This is a genomic window from Ectopseudomonas guguanensis (genome assembly GCF_900104265.1).
Taxonomy (GTDB): domain Bacteria; phylum Pseudomonadota; class Gammaproteobacteria; order Pseudomonadales; family Pseudomonadaceae; genus Aquipseudomonas; species Aquipseudomonas guguanensis.
On sequence record NZ_FNJJ01000018.1, the window covers coordinates 46,055 to 63,378 of the forward strand.

Sequence of the window (17,324 nt, forward strand, 5' to 3'; positions counted from 1 at the left end):
CCGCGAGACGCCGTGCATGCGCCTATTTCTCGTCATTCTGCTATGCCTGGGCCTGGCCACCTGCTCCAGCCATGTGCCCCAGGCGCGCATCCTCAGCCCTGCCGATGCCTCGCTGGCCGGGCGTCATGGCTTCGAACTGATCGACCCGCAGGCCAGCCTGGAGGGCGAAGCGCCCTTCCCCGAACGCTATCGCCAGTTACCGCACCTGTTGCGCCACGGGCTGTCCACCCGCGGTTATCACGAAAGCCAGCAGCCACAGCTGCGCGTCTATTACTGGCTGGCCGTGCAGGACGGCCCGCTGCTGTTCAAGGTCGACACGCCGCCGCCCGACCCGCTCGGCCCCTACCAGGCCATCCATCGCTTGCGTGACGAGACCGGCACCCTGCGCCTGCGCCTGACCGACCTCGACCAGCGCATCCTCTGGGAGGGCGTGATCAGCACCGGTCTGAGCCCTGCGCGCGACAGTGCCGAGCTGCTGGAGCGCGCCGTGCAAGTGCTGACCGATCAGATCCCGCAAGCCACACCGTAGCCCGGATGCAATCCGGGGATATCCGCGCGAACGTCCCGGATTGCATCCGGGCTACCTCCCTGGCGACGCCGTAGCACGACGCAGCCTTGCGCGATCTTCGGTATCCTCTGCGCTCAGCGGAGGAACACACATGCAGATTTACAAAGTCGGCGGGGCAGTGCGTGATCGCCTGCTCGGCCGTCCCGTCACCGAGAACGACTGGGTCGTGGTCGGCGCCAGCGCAGAGCAGATGCTGGAGCTCGGTTATCGCCCGGTGGGCGCCGATTTTCCGGTGTTCCTGCACCCGCAGACCGGTGAGGAATACGCCCTGGCGCGCACCGAGCGCAAGAGTGGCCGCGGCTATGGCGGTTTCACCTTTCATGCCAGCCCGGACGTCACGCTGGAGGACGACCTGATCCGCCGCGACCTCAGCGTCAACGCCATGGCCGAGGACGCCGCAGGGAATGTGATCGACCCCTATGGCGGCCTGCAGGACCTCCAGGCACGCGTCCTGCGACACGTGTCCCCGGCCTTCGCCGAGGACCCGCTGCGCGTACTGCGTGTCGCCCGCTTCGCGGCGCGCTATGCCCCGCTCGATTTCAGCGTCGCGCCAGAAACGCTTGAGCTGATGCGCCAACTGGCCGACTCCGGCGAGCTCAGCCACCTCACAGCCGAGCGCAGCTGGAAGGAAATCTCCCGCGCGCTGATGGAGCCGCGCCCGGATGTGTTCATCCAGGTGCTGCGCGATTGCGGCGCGCTGGCGGCGCTGCTACCGGAAGTGGACAAGCTGTTCGGCGTGCCGCAACCGCAGGCGCACCACCCTGAGATCGATACCGGCGTGCACGTGCTGGGCGTGCTGCGCCAGTGCGCGGAGCACGAGCAGCCGCTCAACGTACGCTGGGCCTGCCTGCTGCACGATGTCGGCAAGGGCCTGACGCCGGAGGCTGAGTGGCCGCGCCATATCGCCCATGAACACAAGGGGCTGCGCCTGATCCAGGCGATCAACGAACGCTGCAAGGCGCCGCGCGACTGCGCCGAGCTGGCGTTGCTGGTGGGCGAATTCCATACCCATGGCCACCGCGCACTGGAATTGCGCCCGTCGACGCTGCTGGAGTTGCTGCAACGCTTCGACGTGTTCCGCCGCCCGCAACGCTTCGCCGAGTTCGTCGCCGCCTGCGAGATGGATGCGCGTGGTCGTAAGGGCCTGGAGCAGCGCCAGTACCCACAGGCCGCCTACCTGCTCGGCGCCGCCGAGGCCGCACGGCAGGTGGCGGTCAAACCGCTACTGGAGAAGGGCTTCAAGGGTGCGGAGCTGGGCGAAGCGCTCAACCGCGAGCGCCTGCAGGCACTCAAGGCCTACAGACAGCAGCACGCCTCGTAGGAGCGGCTGGGCGGCATTCCGTTTCAGCCGCGATCATCACAGCTCCGCGGCCCGCCTTTTCGCGGATGAATCCGCTCCTACAGGTCGAGCACCTGCAACAGTCCACGTAGCCCGGATGCAATCCGGGAGACAGGTGCTGCCGATGCCCCGGATTGCATCCGGGCTACGAAGAGCGCGCTGAGGCCAGCCCCCCGGATTGCATCCGGGCTACGCAGAGACCAGCAACTCGGCCGGGGTCAACTCGGCGCCGCGCCACTGGAAGGCGGCTGGCCATAGCTGCTGATCGATCTGCGCCGACGCCCACAGCTCGGCGAACGAGCGACCATCGACCGGGTGGCACACTTGTGGCGCGAGCAAAGCCAGCGGCCAGAGTACAAAGGCATTTTTGAGGATTTCCGCGCGCGGCAGGATCAGGCCGTTGAAGTTGCCGACCTGCTCGCCATACAGCAGCACATCGATATCCAGAGGCAAACCCTTGCGCTCCGGTGCGTAGCGGCCGTTATCGGCCTCGATGAACTTGAGCCGGCGATCCAGCTCCGGCAAAGGCAGATCGGTTTCGCCCACCACCACCAGATTGAAGAAGTTGCCGCTCTTGATGCCCACCGCATGGCTTTCGAAGACCGGCGAGCAGCGCATATCGCCGAGCAACCCGGCCAGTGCATCGAGCCCGGCGACAAGATGAGTCTCGCGCTCGATATTGCTGCCGAGGCCGAGATAGACCCGAGTCAGAGGCATCCGCGCTCGATCTCCACACCCACGCCGCCACGTGCGGCCGGTACTGCGCCGGGCTTGGTCAGCTTCAGGCGAATCCAGGGAATGCTGAATTCTTCCATCAGGGTCTGCACCAGACGCTCGGCGAAGGTCTCGACCAGAATGAACTGCGACTCGGCGGCAAAGGCCTGGATACGCGTGGACACGCTGGCATAGTCGAGTGCCAGCTCGAGGTCGTCACCGGCTGCGGCCGGGCGGTTGTCCCAGGCCATCTGCAGGTCCAGGCGCAGGCACTGGCGAATATCGCGCTCCCAATCGTAGGCGCCGATCACCGTGTCGACTTCCAGCCCCTCGATAAATACTCTGTCCACCGCACTCTCCGCGCCACGACAAGGGCGCTGCACCTCGTTAGAATCGGGCCACCCCATGCCCTGGAATGGCCACCATGTTCTGGCTTCTGGCAGTCCTTGCCTACCTGCTCGGTTCGTTGTCCTTCGCCATCCTGCTCAGCCGACTCGCTGGCGGGCCGGACCCGCGTGCCAGCGGCTCGGGCAACCCTGGCGCCACCAACATGCTGCGCGTGGCAGGCAAGAAACTGGCCGTCATGACGCTGATCGGCGACCTGCTCAAGGGCCTGCTGCCGATCCTCATCGCCAAGCTGCTCGGCCTCAGCCTGCATCAGCAGGCCTGGGTCGGCCTGGCAGCGGTGATCGGCCACCTCTACCCGCTGTACTTCCGTTTTCGCGGCGGCAAGGGCGTCGCCACTGCCGCCGGCATGCTGCTCGGCCTTTATCCACCGGCTGCCCTGCTCGCGCTGGCGGCCTGGGCGCTGGTATTCCTGCTGACCCGCACCAGCTCGCTGGCCTCGCTGATCGCCACGCCGCTGACGCTACCGCTGCTGGCCTGGCAACAACCGGCGGCCCTGCTGCCGGCCTGCGTACTGACCGGGCTGATCGTGTGGCGCCACCGCAGCAACCTGCGCGATCTGTTCGCCGGACGCGAACGGCGTTTTTGATTCGATAACAAAAACTGTAGGAGCGAGCTCTGCTCGCGAATTTTTCGGTTCGCGAGCAGAGCTCGCTCCTACGCGTAAATCCCTTGGGGCGCTCACAGCGCCGGCAGCGACTCCATCGGCCAGCGCGCCTGCACCTTGATCGCCAGATCTTCATGCTGCCCTGCCAGCAAACGCTGGCAACCGGCATAGGCGATCATCGCGCCGTTGTCGGTGCAGAAACGCGGACGCGCATAGAACACCTTGCCCTTCATCTCGCCCAGCATACCTTCCAGATGCTCGCGCAGCGCCTTGTTGGCACTCACCCCGCCGGCGATCACCAGGCTCTTGAGCCCACTCTGCTTTAGCGCACGCTTGCACTTGATGGTCAGAGTCTCAACCACCGCCTGCTGGAAGGCCAGCGCGATGTCGCGACGGGCTTGGTCGAGGTCGTCGCCGTTGTCGCGGCATTGCTGCCAGGTATTCAGAGCGAAGGTCTTCAGGCCGCTGAAACTGAAATCCAGACCCGGCCGATCGGTCATCGGTCGCGGGAAGACGAAGCGCCCCGGCGTGCCCTGCTCGGCCAGCTTGGCGATCTCCGGACCGCCGGGGTAATTCAGGCCCATCAGCTTGGCGGTCTTGTCGAAGGCCTCCCCGGCGGCATCGTCCAGCGACTCGCCGAGCAACTGGTACTGGCCGATGCCATCGACCCGCACCAGTTGGGTGTGGCCACCGGACACCAGCAAGGCGACGAAGGGAAAGGCCGGCGGCTGCTCTTCCAGCATCGGCGCCAGCAGGTGACCTTCCATATGGTGCACACCGACGGCCGGCACGCCCCAGGCGAATGCCAGCGCCTGCGCGCAGGAGGCGCCCACCAGCAGCGCCCCGACCAGGCCAGGGCCGGCCGTGTACGCCAGTGCATCGATATCGCTGGCCTGCTTGCCGGCTTCATCCAGCACCTGGCGAATCAGCGGCAACATGCGCTTGACGTGATCACGCGAGGCCAACTCGGGCACCACGCCGCCATACACACGGTGCAGGTCGATCTGGCTGAACAGGGCGTCAGCCAGCAGGCCGCGCTCGCTGTCGTAGAGCGCGACGCCGGTTTCATCGCAGGAAGTTTCCAATCCCAGTACGAGCATGGAGCTTGAACCTTGGTTTGCCGCGTGGAACAAAGGCGCGCATGATAAGCGCCGCCCGGCGGAGCGGCCAGCGCTTTTCGATCAGAGGGCTTTGCATTCCTCGGCCCGAGGCGGTAACATCCGCAACCCTTAAAAACCGACGCAACCCGAGCCATTTGCCGGGAACGCGTTCACCCCGGTAATTAAAGATAGGTACGACCTGGATGCCAGCCGTCAAAGTTAAAGAGAACGAACCCTTCGACGTAGCCCTGCGTCGTTTCAAGCGCTCCTGCGAAAAAGCCGGTGTACTGGCTGAAGTCCGCAGCCGCGAATTCTACGAAAAGCCGACCGCTGAGCGTAAGCGCAAGGCCGCTGCCGCTGTTAAGCGTCACGCCAAGAAAGTGCAGCGCGAGCAGCGTCGCAGCGTCCGCCTGTACTAATCAGTACGCGTGATGCCCGAATGCCCGGCCTTGGTCGGGCATTGCTTTTTCAGGAACTCCGCCTCACCTCAGGTGAACGGCGGAGTTTTCTGCTTTCTGAGTGCCCACGCGGGCGACTATGCTGAGCGTCTATGGCCGGCCTGATTCCACAGTCCTTCATCGATGACCTGCTCAACCGCACCGACATCGTCGATGTGGTGAGTTCGCGCATCCAGCTGAAGAAGACCGGCAAGAACTACAGCGCCTGCTGCCCGTTCCACAAGGAAAAGACCCCCTCCTTCACCGTCAGCCCGGACAAGCAGTTCTACTACTGCTTCGGTTGCGGCGCCGGCGGCAACGCCCTCGGCTTCGTCATGGACCACGATCAGCTGGAATTTCCCCAGGCGATCGAGGAGCTGGCCAAGCGCGCCGGCATGGACGTGCCGCGCGAGGAAGGCGGTCGCGGGCGCACGCCACGCCAACCGGTGGACTCGCCGCTCTACCCGCTGCTCAATGCCGCCGCCGAGCACTATCGCCAGGCCCTGAAGAGCCATCCGCAGCGCAAGTACGCCGTGGATTACCTCAAGGGCCGCGGCCTGACCGGTGAAATCGCTCGCGACTTCGGCCTCGGCTTCGCCCCGCCCGGCTGGGACAACCTGCTCAAGCAACTGGGCACCGACGCCCTGCAGCAGAAAGTCATGATCGACGCCGGCCTGCTGATCGAGAACGCCGAGAACGGCCGGCGCTACGACCGCTTCCGCGACCGCATCATGTTCCCCATCCGCGACAGCCGCGGCCGGGTGATCGCCTTCGGCGGCCGTGTACTGGGCGACGACAAGCCCAAGTACCTGAACTCCCCGGAAACCCCGGTATTCCACAAGGGCCAGGAACTCTACGGCCTGTACGAGGCGCGCAAGCACAACCGTGATCTCGACGAGATCATGGTGGTCGAAGGCTACATGGACGTCATCGCCCTGGCCCAGCAGGGCCTGCGCAATGCCGTGGCGACCCTGGGTACGGCCACCAGCGAAGAACACCTCAAGCGTCTGTTTCGCATCGTGCCCAGCGTGCTGTTCTGCTTCGATGGCGACGCCGCCGGGCGCAATGCCGCCTGGCGCGCCCTGGAGTCGACCCTGCCAAGCCTGCAGGACGGTCGCCGCGCGCGCTTTCTGTTCCTGCCCGAAGGCGAAGACCCGGACACCCTGGTACGCGCCGAAGGCACCGATGCCTTCCGCGCACGCATCAACCAGCATGCCCAGCCGCTGGCTGACTACTTCTTCCAGCAGCTTTGCGAAGAGGCCGACCCGCGCTCGCTGGAAGGCAAGGCGCACCTGGTGACCCTGGCAGCGCCGCTGATCGACAAGATTCCCGGCAACAACCTGCGTGCCCTGATGCGCCAGCGCCTGAGCGAGATCACCGGTCTTTCCGGCGAAGCCATGAGCCAGGTTGCCAGCGCCCCGCGCAGCCATGCGCCCAGCACGCCCAGCCACGCGTTCAGCAGCGACTACCCGGATTACGGCGACATCCCCGACAGCGCCTACTACGACAGCCTGCCGGATGTCGGCGGTTACGAGCAGCCCGCCCCGCCCCAGCAGCAACACTACGAACGCAGCCACGAAGGCGGCAAAGGCAGCTGGAAAAAAGACGGCAGCGGCAAGTGGAACAAGAAGGGCAAGGGCGATTTCGCGCCACGTGCCCCGCGTACCGCGGTGAGCGTCGAATCACCACACCTGATCGCCCTGCGCACCTTGCTGCACCACCCACAACTGGCGCAGAAGGTCGAAGATGTCAGCCATTTCGCCGACGAAGATGACACCTACGCGCAGCTTCTCGTGGCGCTGGTCGGTGCCCTGCAGAAAACGCCCAACCTGCGTTCGCTGCAACTGATCGCCCGCTGGCACGGTACCGAACAGGGACGCCTGCTGCGGGCCCTGGCAGAGAAGGAATGGCTGATCCGGGGCGACAACCTTGAACAGCAGTTTTTCGACACCATTACTACACTTGCACACAGTCAATCGCAGAGGCGGCGTGAAAAGGCGCTCCGCAGCATCCTTCATAAAAGCCCCAGCGAGCTCACAGACGAGGAGAAGACATTGCTCAGAGAGCACTACAGCCTGACCGCCTCGCCGAGCAGCAAGTCCCCAACTGGCGCCTAAAGCCCAAACTGAGGTATAATCCTCGGCTTGTTTTCAGCCCGCCAAGACCTTCAGTGGATAGGGTGTTATGTCCGTAAAAGCGCAACAGCAATCTCGTTTGAAAGAATTGATCAGCCGTGGTCGCGAGCAGGGTTACCTGACGTACGCGGAGGTCAATGACCACCTGCCGGAAGACATTTCCGATCCGGAACAGGTGGAAGACATCATCCGCATGATCAACGACATGGGGATCAACGTATTCGAGAGTGCTCCGGATGCGGACGCCCTGCTGTTGGCCGAAGCCGACACCGACGAGGCTGCAGCCGAAGAAGCCGCTGCCGCCCTCGCCGCCGTTGAGACCGATATCGGCCGCACCACCGACCCGGTGCGCATGTACATGCGCGAAATGGGTACCGTGGAGCTGCTGACCCGCGAAGGCGAAATCGAAATCGCCAAGCGCATCGAGGAAGGCATCCGCGAAGTCATGAGCGCCATCGCTCACTTCCCCGGCACCGTCGAAGGCATCCTCGCCGAGTACAACCGCGTCACCACCGAAGGCGGCCGCCTGGCCGAAGTCCTCAGTGGCTACATCGACCCGGATGACGGCAGCGTGCCCGACGAAGCCGCCGCCCCCGTTCCCGTCAAGGAAGGCGCCGCCGCTGAAGAAAGCGACGACGACGAAGAAGACGAGAGCGGCGACGACGAGGAAGAAGAAGGCGATGGCGGCCCGGACCCGGAAGAAGCGGCTCGCCGCTTCACCGCCGTGGCCGAGCAGCAGGAAAAAGTCCAGAAGGCCCTGAAGAAGCACGGTCGCGGCAGCAAGCAGGCCACCGAAGAGCTGGCCGCACTGGCCGAGCTGTTCATGCCGATCAAGCTGGTGCCCAAGCAGTACGACGCCCTGGTTACCCAGGTGCGCGATGCCCTCGACCGCCTGCGTGCGCAAGAGCGCGCCATCATGCAGCTGTGCGTACGTGATGCGCGCATGCCGCGTGCCGACTTCCTGCGCCTGTTCCCGGGCAACGAAATCGACATGGACTGGGCCGCCGACCTGGCCAAGGGCAAGGCCAAGTACGCCGAAGCCCTGGGCAACCTGCAGGGCGACATCCAGCGCTGCCAGCAGAAGCTGGCCGACCTGGAAGCCGAGTGCAGCCTGAGCCTGGCCGAGATCAAGGACATCAACCGTCGCATGTCCATCGGTGAAGCGAAAGCTCGCCGCGCCAAGAAGGAAATGGTCGAGGCCAACCTGCGTCTGGTCATCTCCATCGCCAAGAAGTACACCAACCGCGGCCTGCAGTTCCTCGACCTGATCCAGGAAGGCAACATCGGCCTGATGAAGGCAGTGGACAAGTTCGAATACCGTCGCGGCTACAAGTTCTCGACCTACGCCACCTGGTGGATCCGCCAGGCGATCACCCGCTCGATCGCCGACCAGGCGCGCACCATCCGTATCCCGGTGCACATGATCGAGACCATCAACAAGCTCAACCGCATCTCCCGTCAGATGCTCCAGGAAATGGGTCGCGAGCCCACTCCGGAAGAGCTGGGTGAGCGCATGGAAATGCCCGAGGACAAGATCCGCAAGGTATTGAAGATCGCCAAAGAGCCGATCTCCATGGAAACCCCGATTGGCGACGACGAAGATTCGCATCTGGGCGACTTCATCGAGGACAGCACCATGCAGTCCCCGATCGACGTGGCCACCGTCGAAAGCCTCAAGGAGGCCACTCGCGAAGTGCTGGCCGGCCTCACCGCCCGTGAAGCCAAGGTCCTGCGCATGCGCTTCGGTATCGACATGAACACCGACCACACCCTCGAGGAAGTGGGCAAACAGTTCGATGTCACCCGTGAGCGTATCCGCCAGATCGAAGCCAAGGCGCTGCGCAAGCTGCGCCACCCGACGCGAAGCGAGCACCTGCGCTCCTTCCTCGACGAGTGATACCAGAACCCCCGGCCCAGGCCGGGGGTTTTGCTTCAGGCCTGCCTGTGAGGAATGCCCGGGCGCCTGACGGCGCTCGCTACGACTGAAGTCAAACTGCCATCTGTGGCTCACAGGGCTACACTGCAACGGACACTGGTTGCGAAACGAGGCCGTTATGCCGCGCTTGCCGGCCATTTTGTTGTTGTGCCTGGCGTACTGGACGACCCCGGCCCTGGCCCTGACCCTCAGCGAGGAGGAACGCACCTGGCTGGCTGCCCAGACGGAGCTGCGCCTGGGTGTGGACACCTCCTGGCCCCCGTTCGAGTTCCGCGACGACCAGGGCCGTTACCAGGGGCTGACCGCCGACTATGTCAGGCTGATCGAAAGCCGCCTCGGCCTGAAGCTGCAACCTGTCGAGCCGAGCAGCTGGAGCCAGGTGCTGGAACAGGCCCGCGCCGGCCAGCTGCATCTGTTGCCGGGCGTGATGTCGACGCCCGAGCGCCAGAGCTATCTGGTGTTCACCCGCCCCTACCTGGATTTCCCCATCGTCATCCTGGCTCGCAACGGCGGGCCGCAGCCAAGAAAGCTCAACGACCTGTACGGCCTGAGAATCGCCGTGGTCGCCGACTACGCCCCGCACGAACTGCTGCGCCAGCAGCACCCGGACCTCAGCCTGCTGCCACTGCCCAGCGTCGCCGCGGCGCTTCAGGCGCTGGCCACCGGCCAGGCGGACGCGCTGGTAGGCGATCTCGCATCCAGCGTCTGGAGCCTGCGCCAGCTAAAGCTCGACGGCCTGTATATCAGCGGCGAAACGCCCTATCGCTACCAACTGGCCATGGCCGCGCCGCGCGACCACGCGATACTGGTCGGCATCCTCGACAAGGTCTTCGCCGAGCTCGGCCCCGCCGAAATCGCCGCACTACAGGCCCCCTGGATCGGCAGCGTGCTGGACAAGCGCAGCGCCTGGCGCGAAACACTGCTCTACGGCCTGCCCGCACTGCTCGGCCTGCTGGCCATCATCGCCATCATCCTGCGCATCAATCGCCGACTGAAAAGCGAGATGCGCAACCGCGAAGCACTGGAGCAGGCACTGCGCAGCCGCGAGCAGCACTTTCGCGACCTGGTGGAAAACCTCTCGGCCATCACCTGGGAGGCCGAATCCAGCGGGCTGACCTACACCTACGTATCGCCGCACGCCGAGAAGCTGCTCGGTTATCCCCTGGAGAAATGGCTCGAACCCGGTTTCTGGCAGCGCCATCTGCATCCGGATGATCAACAGCGCGCGCTGCGGCGCTGCCTGGAGCAATGCACCGCGGGCGAAGATCACACGCTGGAGTATCGCCTGCTGGCGGCCGACGGCCGCGTGGTGTGGGTGCGCGATACCGTCACCCTGCTGCAGCGTGGCGACCAGCAGGTGGTGCGCGGCCTGATGATCGACATCAGCGAGACCAAGCAGACCGAACAGGCCCTGCGCCTGTCGGAGCAGAAGTTCGCCTCGGTCTTCCAGCAGTGCCCGGACATCCTGGTCATCGCCCGCCGCGCAGACGGCGTGCTGCTCGAGGTCAACGCCGCCTTCACCGAGCACACCGGTCTCAGCGTCGAGCAGGCCATCGGCAAGACGGCTACCGAACTGGATATCTGGGGCGTTCCCGGCATCGGCCCGAAGCTGCTGCTGGGCCTGCAGGACCAGAACATGCGCAACCTGGAGATGCCCTTTCGCCGCGCCGACGGCAGCCTGTTCACCGGCCTGATATCGGCCGAAGCCTTCCAGCTCGCCGACGTGCCCGCGCTGGTCGTGGTGGTGCGCGACATCAGCCAGCTGAAGGCCACCCAGCAGCAGTTGCAGATTTCCGAGGAAAAGTTCGCCAGGGCCTTCCACGCCTCGCCCGACGGCCTGCTGATCAGCCGCATGCGCGACGGTTTGCTGATAGAAGCCAACGAAGGCTTCAGCCGCATCACCGGCTACAGCTTCGACGAGGCTGCCAGGCAGAGCACCCTCAGCCTCGGCATCTGGGCCGACCCGACGGACCGCGAACGCATGGTGCAATCCATCCGCGAGCACGGCAGCGTACGCGACATGATCGCCCGGGTGCGCACCAAGAGCGGCCAGCTGCGCCTGTGCGAGCTGTCGGCGCAACCCTTGCCCCTTGGTGGCGAAGACTGCCTGCTGACCATCGCCCGCGACATCACCGAGCGCCAGCAGATGCAGGAAGAACTGCAGCAGGCCGCCACCGTGTTCGAAAGCACCGCCGAAGGCGTGATGATCACCGACCTCGAGCAGCGCATCACCGCGGTCAACCGCGCCTTCACCGAAATCACCGGCTATGCCGAGGCCGAAGCCCTTGGCCAGAAGCCCAGCCTGCTTGCCTCCGGCCAGCACGACCAGGCCTTCTACAACGCCATGTGGCATTGCCTGGCAAGCAACGGCCACTGGCAGGGCGAGATCTGGAACCGGCGCAAGAACGGCGAACTCTATCCCGAGTGGCTGACCATCAGCGCGGTGCGCAACGCCGACAACCAGATCACCCATTTCGTCGGCGTGTTCGCCGATATTTCCAGCCTCAAGCACGCCCAGGCCCGCCTCGACCACCAGGCCCACCACGACCCGCTGACCGGCCTGCCCAATCGCCTGCTGTTCGAGAACCGCCTGCGCAGTGCGCTGGACGGCTCGCGCGCCGAAGACAAGGCCGGCGCCGTGCTGTTCCTCGATCTCGACCGCTTCAAGCAGATCAACGACAGCCTCGGCCACCCGGTTGGCGACCAGTTGCTCCGCGCCATCGCCGCACGCCTGAAGCTACAACTGCGCGACATCGACACCGTTGCCCGCCTCGGCGGCGATGAATTCATCATCCTGCTGCCAGGCCTGCAGCAGGCAGCGGATGCCGAGCAGGTGGCGCAAAAACTGCTCGACTGCTTCAGCGCCCCGTTCGATATCGACCATCACGAGTTCTTCGTCAGCGCCAGCATCGGCATCAGCCTCTACCCCAAGGACGGCGCGGATGTCGCCACCCTGGTCAAGAACGCCGATGCCGCCATGTACCAGTCCAAGGCCAAGGGGCGCAACCGCAGCGAGTTCTACACACGCTCGCTGACCTTCCAGGTCAACGAGCGCATGGCCATGGAACAGGAGCTGCGCCGCGCCCTGGAGCGCGACGAGCTGCGCCTGTTCTACCAACCCAAGTACTGCCTGCGCAGCCAGCGACTGGTCGGCGCCGAAGCGCTGGTGCGCTGGCCGCACCCGGTGTTCGGCGACATCCCGCCGGATCGCTTCATCCCGGTGGCGGAAGAAAGCGGGCTGATCCTGCCACTTGGCGACTGGGTACTGCAGGAGGCCTGTCGCCAGTTGCAATGCTGGCAGGACAGCAACCAGGGCTTCGGCCCGTTGTCGGTCAACCTTGCCGGCGCCCAGCTGCACCAGCCAAGCCTGGTTTCGCGCATCGGCGAGCTGCTGCAACAGCACGGTCTGGCGGCCGAGCTGCTGCAAATGGAGATCACCGAAAACTTCATCATGAACCAGGCCGGCGATGCGCTGGACATTCTCCACAGGCTCAAGGAACTCGGCGTACAGCTGGCCATCGACGACTTCGGCACCGGCTACTCCTCGCTCAGCTACCTCAAGCGCCTGCCGCTGGACGTGTTGAAGATCGACCAGTCCTTCGTCCGCGGCCTGCCGGACGACCCGCACGACCTGGCGATCACCCGCGCCATCATCGCCCTGGGCCACAGCATGCAGCTGACGGTGATCGCCGAAGGGGTGGAAACCAAGGCCCAGGAACTCTGCCTGGCCGCCGAAGGCTGCCTGCAGATCCAGGGCTATGTGATCAGCCGCCCACTCTCGGCAGAAGCCTTCACCCGGAAATTTCTCCCGCCAGGTCAAGCGGTTGGCGCTGGCGAGAACGCGTCGGTATAATCCGCCGGCCTTCTGGGGGCCTATAGCTCAGTTGGTTAGAGCAGAGGACTCATAATCCTTTGGTCCACGGTTCGAGTCCGTGTGGGCCCACCACCTTCAAAGCCGCGCATTGCGCGGCTTTCGTGTCTTTGCACATCTCAAATGGCCCCCCTCCTCACTCGCCTCCACGCTCTGAGAAGCTGCGTAGCCATTGCCTACGAGAAAATGTAGCCCAAGAGCTACAAAAAACGATCAACAGGCGTATCCTGTAGCCCACGAGACACAATAATAGATTCAGGCTGCTTGTAGAGCTGTAGCCCAGGAGCTACATTTTCCGGCATTACTTCGATTTTTGACGCCCAGGGGCTACAAATGACCTCTCTCTACGACGTTTCGGAAATGCTGAAACAGGCGCGCGGTGACGCGAAACTGAGCCAGGAAGCGCTGGCCAGTCGTGCTGGCGTCTCGCGCACCACGGTAGCGCGCATGGAAACCCTGGCCAAAGGCGATATGAGCGTCTCGGTGCTGGTTCGCCTGCTGGAGGCGGCAGGCTACGACCTGAAGCTGGTCAAGGCCGGGCATCAACGCACGGTTGAAGACATTCTCGACGAGCAACGCTCAGGGAGTGCTTGAGCATGATCCTCGACGTCCACGTCAGCTCACGGAGGGTGGCCAAGCTCTATCGGGAGCGCGATGAATATGTGCTGAAGTACCTTCCGGGCACAGTAGCGGAAGACTTCGTCAGCCTGACGATGCCGGTACGGGAAGAAGCATGGCGCTGGCCACGTGACCTCTTCCCGTTCTTTCGGCAGAACCTGCCCGAGGGGTATTTGCTAGGCGTCATCCGCGAAGAGTTCGGCCCACTGCTCGATGGTACCGATCTCTCACTGCTGGGCGTGGTGGGCGGCACCGGTATCGGCAGAGTCTCGGTCACGCCAGAGGGTGTTGAGCCTGGCGTCGAAATGGCGCCGCTGGAGATAGAACACCTGCTCAAAGCGGAAAACACCAGCGAACGATTCGCCGCACTGGTGCGGCAATACGCTCGGGTCGCCGTATCGGGGGTCGTGCCAAAGTTCATTGCCACCGACGCCGTCGCCCCTCGGGAGCCGCTGGGCAAACCGACCCTGCGCACCGGCTTTCACATCATCAAGGGCTCCGACGAAACCACCCCTTTTCTGGGCTTCAACGAGTTCTACACCATGCGCGTGCTGGAGCGACTGAATGTCGTGCCGGTCGCTGCCTGCCGCATGTCTGACGACGGCAAGGTCCTGGTAGTGGATCGCTTCGACATGGACGAACACGGCATCCCCCGCTACGGCGTCGAGGATGCCTGCGGGCTGCTGGGTTTACCACCCCATGAAAAGTACTCGCCCACCACCGAACGGGTGTGGAATGCCACACGCGCCTACATCCCCGCCGACCGCCTGCAAGCGCAGCGCGAGCACCTGGGCTGGCACCTGCTGACCAACTACGTGGTGCGCAATGCCGACTGCCACGCGAAGAACATCGCGCTGTTCTACTCCTCCCGAGCGGACGTAGGCTTCACGCCCGTCTATGACCTGGTGACCACTCAGGCCTACCCGCGCTTCGCCAGCAACCCGCCTGGCCTGTCCGTTGGAGGCAGGCAAACCTGGACACCGGGTCGATCTCTGGAAACCTTCTTCAAGGCCGTGCTGGGCATTACCCCGAGCAAATACGCAGCCATGCTCGAGCAACTCTGCGAATCCGCCGTAGAGGTCGGCAAGGAAGTCATCGAAGCCGCAAAGAACGAGCCCGCCTGGCGCGACGTAGCCAAGCATATGGTGCATGCGTGGAACGAAGGCATGGAAACAGTCCGCTGCCCCAAGGCCGCCCCGCACTTTCGTGGCCTCGATAGCGCCATCGAAGACGCCGGCTTCTCCGGCCCGCGCAAACCTGAGCGCAGCAGAGAAGTGATTGGCCGCTCCGAATTACTGGCGAAGAAGCGCTGACCAGCAAGCGACACAACAGTCCAACGAACATCAGGTAAGAAGACGGTGAGCCAGATGGTCCTTATTCGGCTCACCAATTGAGCCGAATAGATGCGCTAATCGGCTCATTAACAAAAGCCGCGCTCAGCCCTGCGCAATACCCCCAAACCTGGCGCAACCGCCTAGCGGCCATAGAACAATGGTCGCAACCCCCTTGAGCCTTTAAAGGCAATTAGCCATTATCCGAATCAGTGCCAGGCATCTGGATTTCGGCACACCTGCTCGCCCAGCCATCAAGCAGCTCTGCTCAAGGAAGAAAATGGATTACAGCCCGATAGTCGCCCAGGTCTGGGGCATGCTGACCTGGTTCATCCCGGCAGCCTTGCTGATCGGCCTTTTCAAATCGCCCTGGGCCAAGGGGCAGATCGGTGAACTGCTGGTGCGCCTGTTCGCCCACTGGCAGCTGGACAAGCAGACCTACCGCCGCCTGCACAACGTCACCCTGAACACGCCGGACGGCACCACGCAGATCGACCACGTATTCCTCTCGCCCTACGGCATATTCGTGCTGGAAACGAAGAACATGAGCGGCTGGATCTTCGGCAGCGAGAAGCAGGCGCAGTGGACGCAGAAGCTTTACAAACGCACCTTCAAATTCCAGAACCCGCTTAGGCAGAACTACAAACACCTCAAGGCTCTGGAAGCCACCCTTGGCGTCAGCCCTGAGCACCTGCACTCGGTCATCACCTTTGTCGGCGGCAGCACCTTCAAGACCGAAGTGCCGGCCAACGTGACCCAGGGCATTGGCTTTATCCGCTATATCCAGTCATTCCAGCAGGCGGTATTCAGCGCGGCTGAAGTCGACGCCATGCTGCACGCCCTGCAAACCGGCCGTCGCGCCCCGACCCTCGCTACGCACCGAGAGCATGTGCAAAACCTCAAGCGCCGTAGCGATCCGACAGCCGAGCGGCAATGCCCGAAATGCGGCGGTGCGATGCTGATTCGTACAGTGAAGTCAGGGGCCAAGGCGGGGCAGCAGTTCTGGGGATGCTCTGCGTTTCCCAAGTGCAGAACTATGCAGAGTCTTTGATATATAGAAGAGGGAGGCCACCAATGCCCACGTTCAAGAATGAATCTCTGGTCTTGATCCCCCCTTTATTGCCTTCATTGCCATTAGGGCGGGTAATTCCTCGAAGTCAATGAGAAACCTCGAAAGGAGTAGCAATATGGCGGTACCACTGGATGGAGTGTTGAGTCAGGCCCAGCGCGAGAGCTTAGAAATTGTCAGCTTCATCTTCCACATCATCGACGCAGATGCTGGAGAGGATGAAGACGTTGTTTTCCTTGATGAGGTGCAACTACAGGCCGCTCAAAAGAAGTTCTTTCTAGATCGGCTGCGTGACATCGCCGAAGGCACACAGTATGTGTTCAAGCAGGACGCCGTACACCTGAAAGAGAAGTGCCAACAGCTGATTGAGGCTCCGGATCGATTCATCGAGCTTTCACGCCAGATCACCACAGATTTTTCTGGCCGACACCAAGGGCAGATGTCCGCTGGCGTATTCATCGTGTCCATTGTGAAGTACCTAGCGGCTGCACATGATTGGAGACAGCTAGTTTTCCTAGTAAAAATGGATAAGCAACCCTCGTTTACTTACAGCTATGAGGAAAAGGATGGTCGAAGAGTTGCTGTTATCAATGAGGTTCAGAACTCTCTCAATGAGAGCAAGAACGCCATTCAGAAGAGCGCCTTGATAGATGTATCTGACCAGTTCGCGTGGGATGTACTAGCTTTTGACCGGGTGAAGAAACCGGGGCTGGGTGACTACTTTAGAGCTTTTCTCGGGGTAACAGAGCGCCAGCAGGACGCCGTATTGACGAGGGCAGCCCATAGCCAGGTACGAAAGTGGGCGAAAAAGCTGACTCCTGAACAGCTACCGCCCGGGGAGGATCTGAATACCTTTGCAGGCAGGTCGCTCAACTACCTTAATGACCATGACGTCTTTGAGACAGACGATTACCTCAACGCCGTGGTACGTGACGAAGATGCTGATCGTAAGGCAGAGCTAATGGGGTCTTTGCGGGAGGTTCTTGCCGAAGCAGGCGTCGCAGGGCAACAATTCCGCCCCCAACCCGGATCGTTGCGTACTAGCGAGCGAAAGCAGGTCTACCAAACGCTTGAGGGTGTCACTATTTCTTTTGAAGGGAGCGCCGAGGCGGTTGGCCTGGCTATCGAACCACTAGGTAACGGCCGGGCCCGAGTTACAATTGAAACGAATCGGCTGGACGCCAAAGGTTGAGG

14 protein-coding genes and 1 tRNA gene are annotated in these 17,324 nt (G+C 63.2%); 12 read left to right on the plus strand and 3 right to left on the minus strand.

The window, feature by feature from the left end:
* Window positions 1–16: 16 nt before the first annotated feature.
* Entirely contained in the window at window positions 17–529 is a 513-nt protein-coding gene (locus tag BLS61_RS22065; RefSeq protein WP_090434778.1) for a hypothetical protein, read from the plus strand.
* A 130-nt stretch (window positions 530–659) separates the two neighbouring features.
* Window positions 660–1,889, plus strand: coding sequence for a multifunctional CCA addition/repair protein (locus tag BLS61_RS22070; RefSeq protein WP_090434781.1), 1,230 nt, complete (start codon window positions 660–662; stop codon window positions 1,887–1,889).
* 207 nt (window positions 1,890–2,096) lie between these two features.
* Here BLS61_RS22070 and folK read toward each other — a convergent pair whose 3' ends face one another.
* Both folK and folB read right to left on the minus strand, forming a co-directional pair.
* Entirely contained in the window at window positions 2,097–2,624 is a 528-nt protein-coding gene (folK, locus tag BLS61_RS22075; RefSeq protein ID WP_090434784.1) for a 2-amino-4-hydroxy-6-hydroxymethyldihydropteridine diphosphokinase, read from the minus strand.
* Window positions 2,615–2,971, minus strand: coding sequence for a dihydroneopterin aldolase (gene folB / locus BLS61_RS22080; protein ID WP_090434788.1), 357 nt, complete (start codon window positions 2,969–2,971; stop codon window positions 2,615–2,617). The genes folK and folB overlap by 10 nt, the downstream gene beginning before the upstream one ends.
* Before the next feature lie 74 nt (window positions 2,972–3,045).
* Between folB and plsY the strand changes: the two genes are divergently transcribed.
* Entirely contained in the window at window positions 3,046–3,615 is a 570-nt protein-coding gene (gene plsY / locus BLS61_RS22085) for a glycerol-3-phosphate 1-O-acyltransferase PlsY (RefSeq protein ID WP_090434791.1), read from the plus strand.
* Window positions 3,616–3,707: 92 nt separating this feature from the next.
* On the opposite strand, the gene tsaD is transcribed toward plsY, so the two are convergent.
* Entirely contained in the window at window positions 3,708–4,733 is a 1,026-nt protein-coding gene (gene tsaD, locus BLS61_RS22090) for a tRNA (adenosine(37)-N6)-threonylcarbamoyltransferase complex transferase subunit TsaD (protein WP_090434794.1), read from the minus strand.
* Between the two features lie 203 nt (window positions 4,734–4,936).
* Here tsaD and rpsU point away from each other — a divergent pair, with 203 nt between their 5' ends.
* The 9 genes from rpsU (at window position 4,937) to BLS61_RS22135 (ending at window position 17,322) form a co-directional block, all read left to right on the plus strand.
* Window positions 4,937–5,152, plus strand: a complete 216-nt coding sequence (rpsU, locus tag BLS61_RS22095) for a 30S ribosomal protein S21 (protein WP_003290642.1) — start codon at window positions 4,937–4,939, stop codon at window positions 5,150–5,152.
* Between the two features lie 131 nt (window positions 5,153–5,283).
* The gene (dnaG, locus tag BLS61_RS22100) at window positions 5,284–7,287 is read left to right on the plus strand and encodes a DNA primase (protein ID WP_090434797.1); all 2,004 of its coding nucleotides are present in this window, start codon (window positions 5,284–5,286) and stop codon (window positions 7,285–7,287) included.
* A 67-nt stretch (window positions 7,288–7,354) separates the two neighbouring features.
* The gene (gene rpoD / locus BLS61_RS22105) at window positions 7,355–9,202 is read left to right on the plus strand and encodes an RNA polymerase sigma factor RpoD (RefSeq protein WP_024309708.1); all 1,848 of its coding nucleotides are present in this window, start codon (window positions 7,355–7,357) and stop codon (window positions 9,200–9,202) included.
* Window positions 9,203–9,359: 157 nt separating this feature from the next.
* On the plus strand, window positions 9,360–13,094 hold the full coding sequence (locus tag BLS61_RS22110) for a bifunctional diguanylate cyclase/phosphodiesterase (protein WP_090434800.1): 3,735 nt from the start codon (window positions 9,360–9,362) through the stop codon (window positions 13,092–13,094).
* Window positions 13,095–13,110: 16 nt separating this feature from the next.
* Window positions 13,111–13,187, plus strand: a tRNA-Ile gene (locus tag BLS61_RS22115).
* A gap of 258 nt (window positions 13,188–13,445) precedes the next feature.
* The gene (locus tag BLS61_RS22120; RefSeq protein WP_074917247.1) at window positions 13,446–13,706 is read left to right on the plus strand and encodes a helix-turn-helix transcriptional regulator; all 261 of its coding nucleotides are present in this window, start codon (window positions 13,446–13,448) and stop codon (window positions 13,704–13,706) included.
* A gap of 2 nt (window positions 13,707–13,708) precedes the next feature.
* A complete protein-coding gene (locus BLS61_RS22125) occupies window positions 13,709–15,043 on the plus strand; it encodes a type II toxin-antitoxin system HipA family toxin (protein WP_090434803.1) in 1,335 nt (444 codons plus the stop codon).
* A gap of 298 nt (window positions 15,044–15,341) precedes the next feature.
* Window positions 15,342–16,112 carry a nuclease-related domain-containing protein gene (locus BLS61_RS22130; protein WP_090434807.1) on the plus strand — a complete coding sequence of 257 codons (771 nt, stop codon included), beginning with the start codon at window positions 15,342–15,344 and terminating at the stop codon, window positions 16,110–16,112.
* 136 nt (window positions 16,113–16,248) lie between these two features.
* Window positions 16,249–17,322, plus strand: a complete 1,074-nt coding sequence (locus BLS61_RS22135) for a nucleoid-associated protein (RefSeq protein ID WP_090434810.1) — start codon at window positions 16,249–16,251, stop codon at window positions 17,320–17,322.
* The last annotated feature ends 2 nt before the right edge of the window (window positions 17,323–17,324 follow it).

Coding starts and splice junctions, on each gene's coding strand:
- BLS61_RS22065 (WP_090434778.1), top strand. CDS start 17: ATGCGCCTATTTCTCGTCATTCTGCTATGCCTGGGCCTGGCCACCTGC.
- tsaD (WP_090434794.1), bottom strand. CDS start 4,733: ATGCTCGTACTGGGATTGGAAACTTCCTGCGATGAAACCGGCGTCGCG.
- BLS61_RS22120 (WP_074917247.1), top strand. CDS start 13,446: ATGACCTCTCTCTACGACGTTTCGGAAATGCTGAAACAGGCGCGCGGT.
- dnaG (WP_090434797.1), top strand. CDS start 5,284: ATGGCCGGCCTGATTCCACAGTCCTTCATCGATGACCTGCTCAACCGC.
- BLS61_RS22130 (WP_090434807.1), top strand. CDS start 15,342: ATGGATTACAGCCCGATAGTCGCCCAGGTCTGGGGCATGCTGACCTGG.
- BLS61_RS22125 (WP_090434803.1), top strand. CDS start 13,709: ATGATCCTCGACGTCCACGTCAGCTCACGGAGGGTGGCCAAGCTCTAT.
- BLS61_RS22135 (WP_090434810.1), top strand. CDS start 16,249: ATGGCGGTACCACTGGATGGAGTGTTGAGTCAGGCCCAGCGCGAGAGC.
- rpsU (WP_003290642.1), top strand. CDS start 4,937: ATGCCAGCCGTCAAAGTTAAAGAGAACGAACCCTTCGACGTAGCCCTG.
- plsY (WP_090434791.1), top strand. CDS start 3,046: ATGTTCTGGCTTCTGGCAGTCCTTGCCTACCTGCTCGGTTCGTTGTCC.
- BLS61_RS22070 (WP_090434781.1), top strand. CDS start 660: ATGCAGATTTACAAAGTCGGCGGGGCAGTGCGTGATCGCCTGCTCGGC.
- rpoD (WP_024309708.1), top strand. CDS start 7,355: ATGTCCGTAAAAGCGCAACAGCAATCTCGTTTGAAAGAATTGATCAGC.
- folK (WP_090434784.1), bottom strand. CDS start 2,624: ATGCCTCTGACTCGGGTCTATCTCGGCCTCGGCAGCAATATCGAGCGC.
- BLS61_RS22110 (WP_090434800.1), top strand. CDS start 9,360: ATGCCGCGCTTGCCGGCCATTTTGTTGTTGTGCCTGGCGTACTGGACG.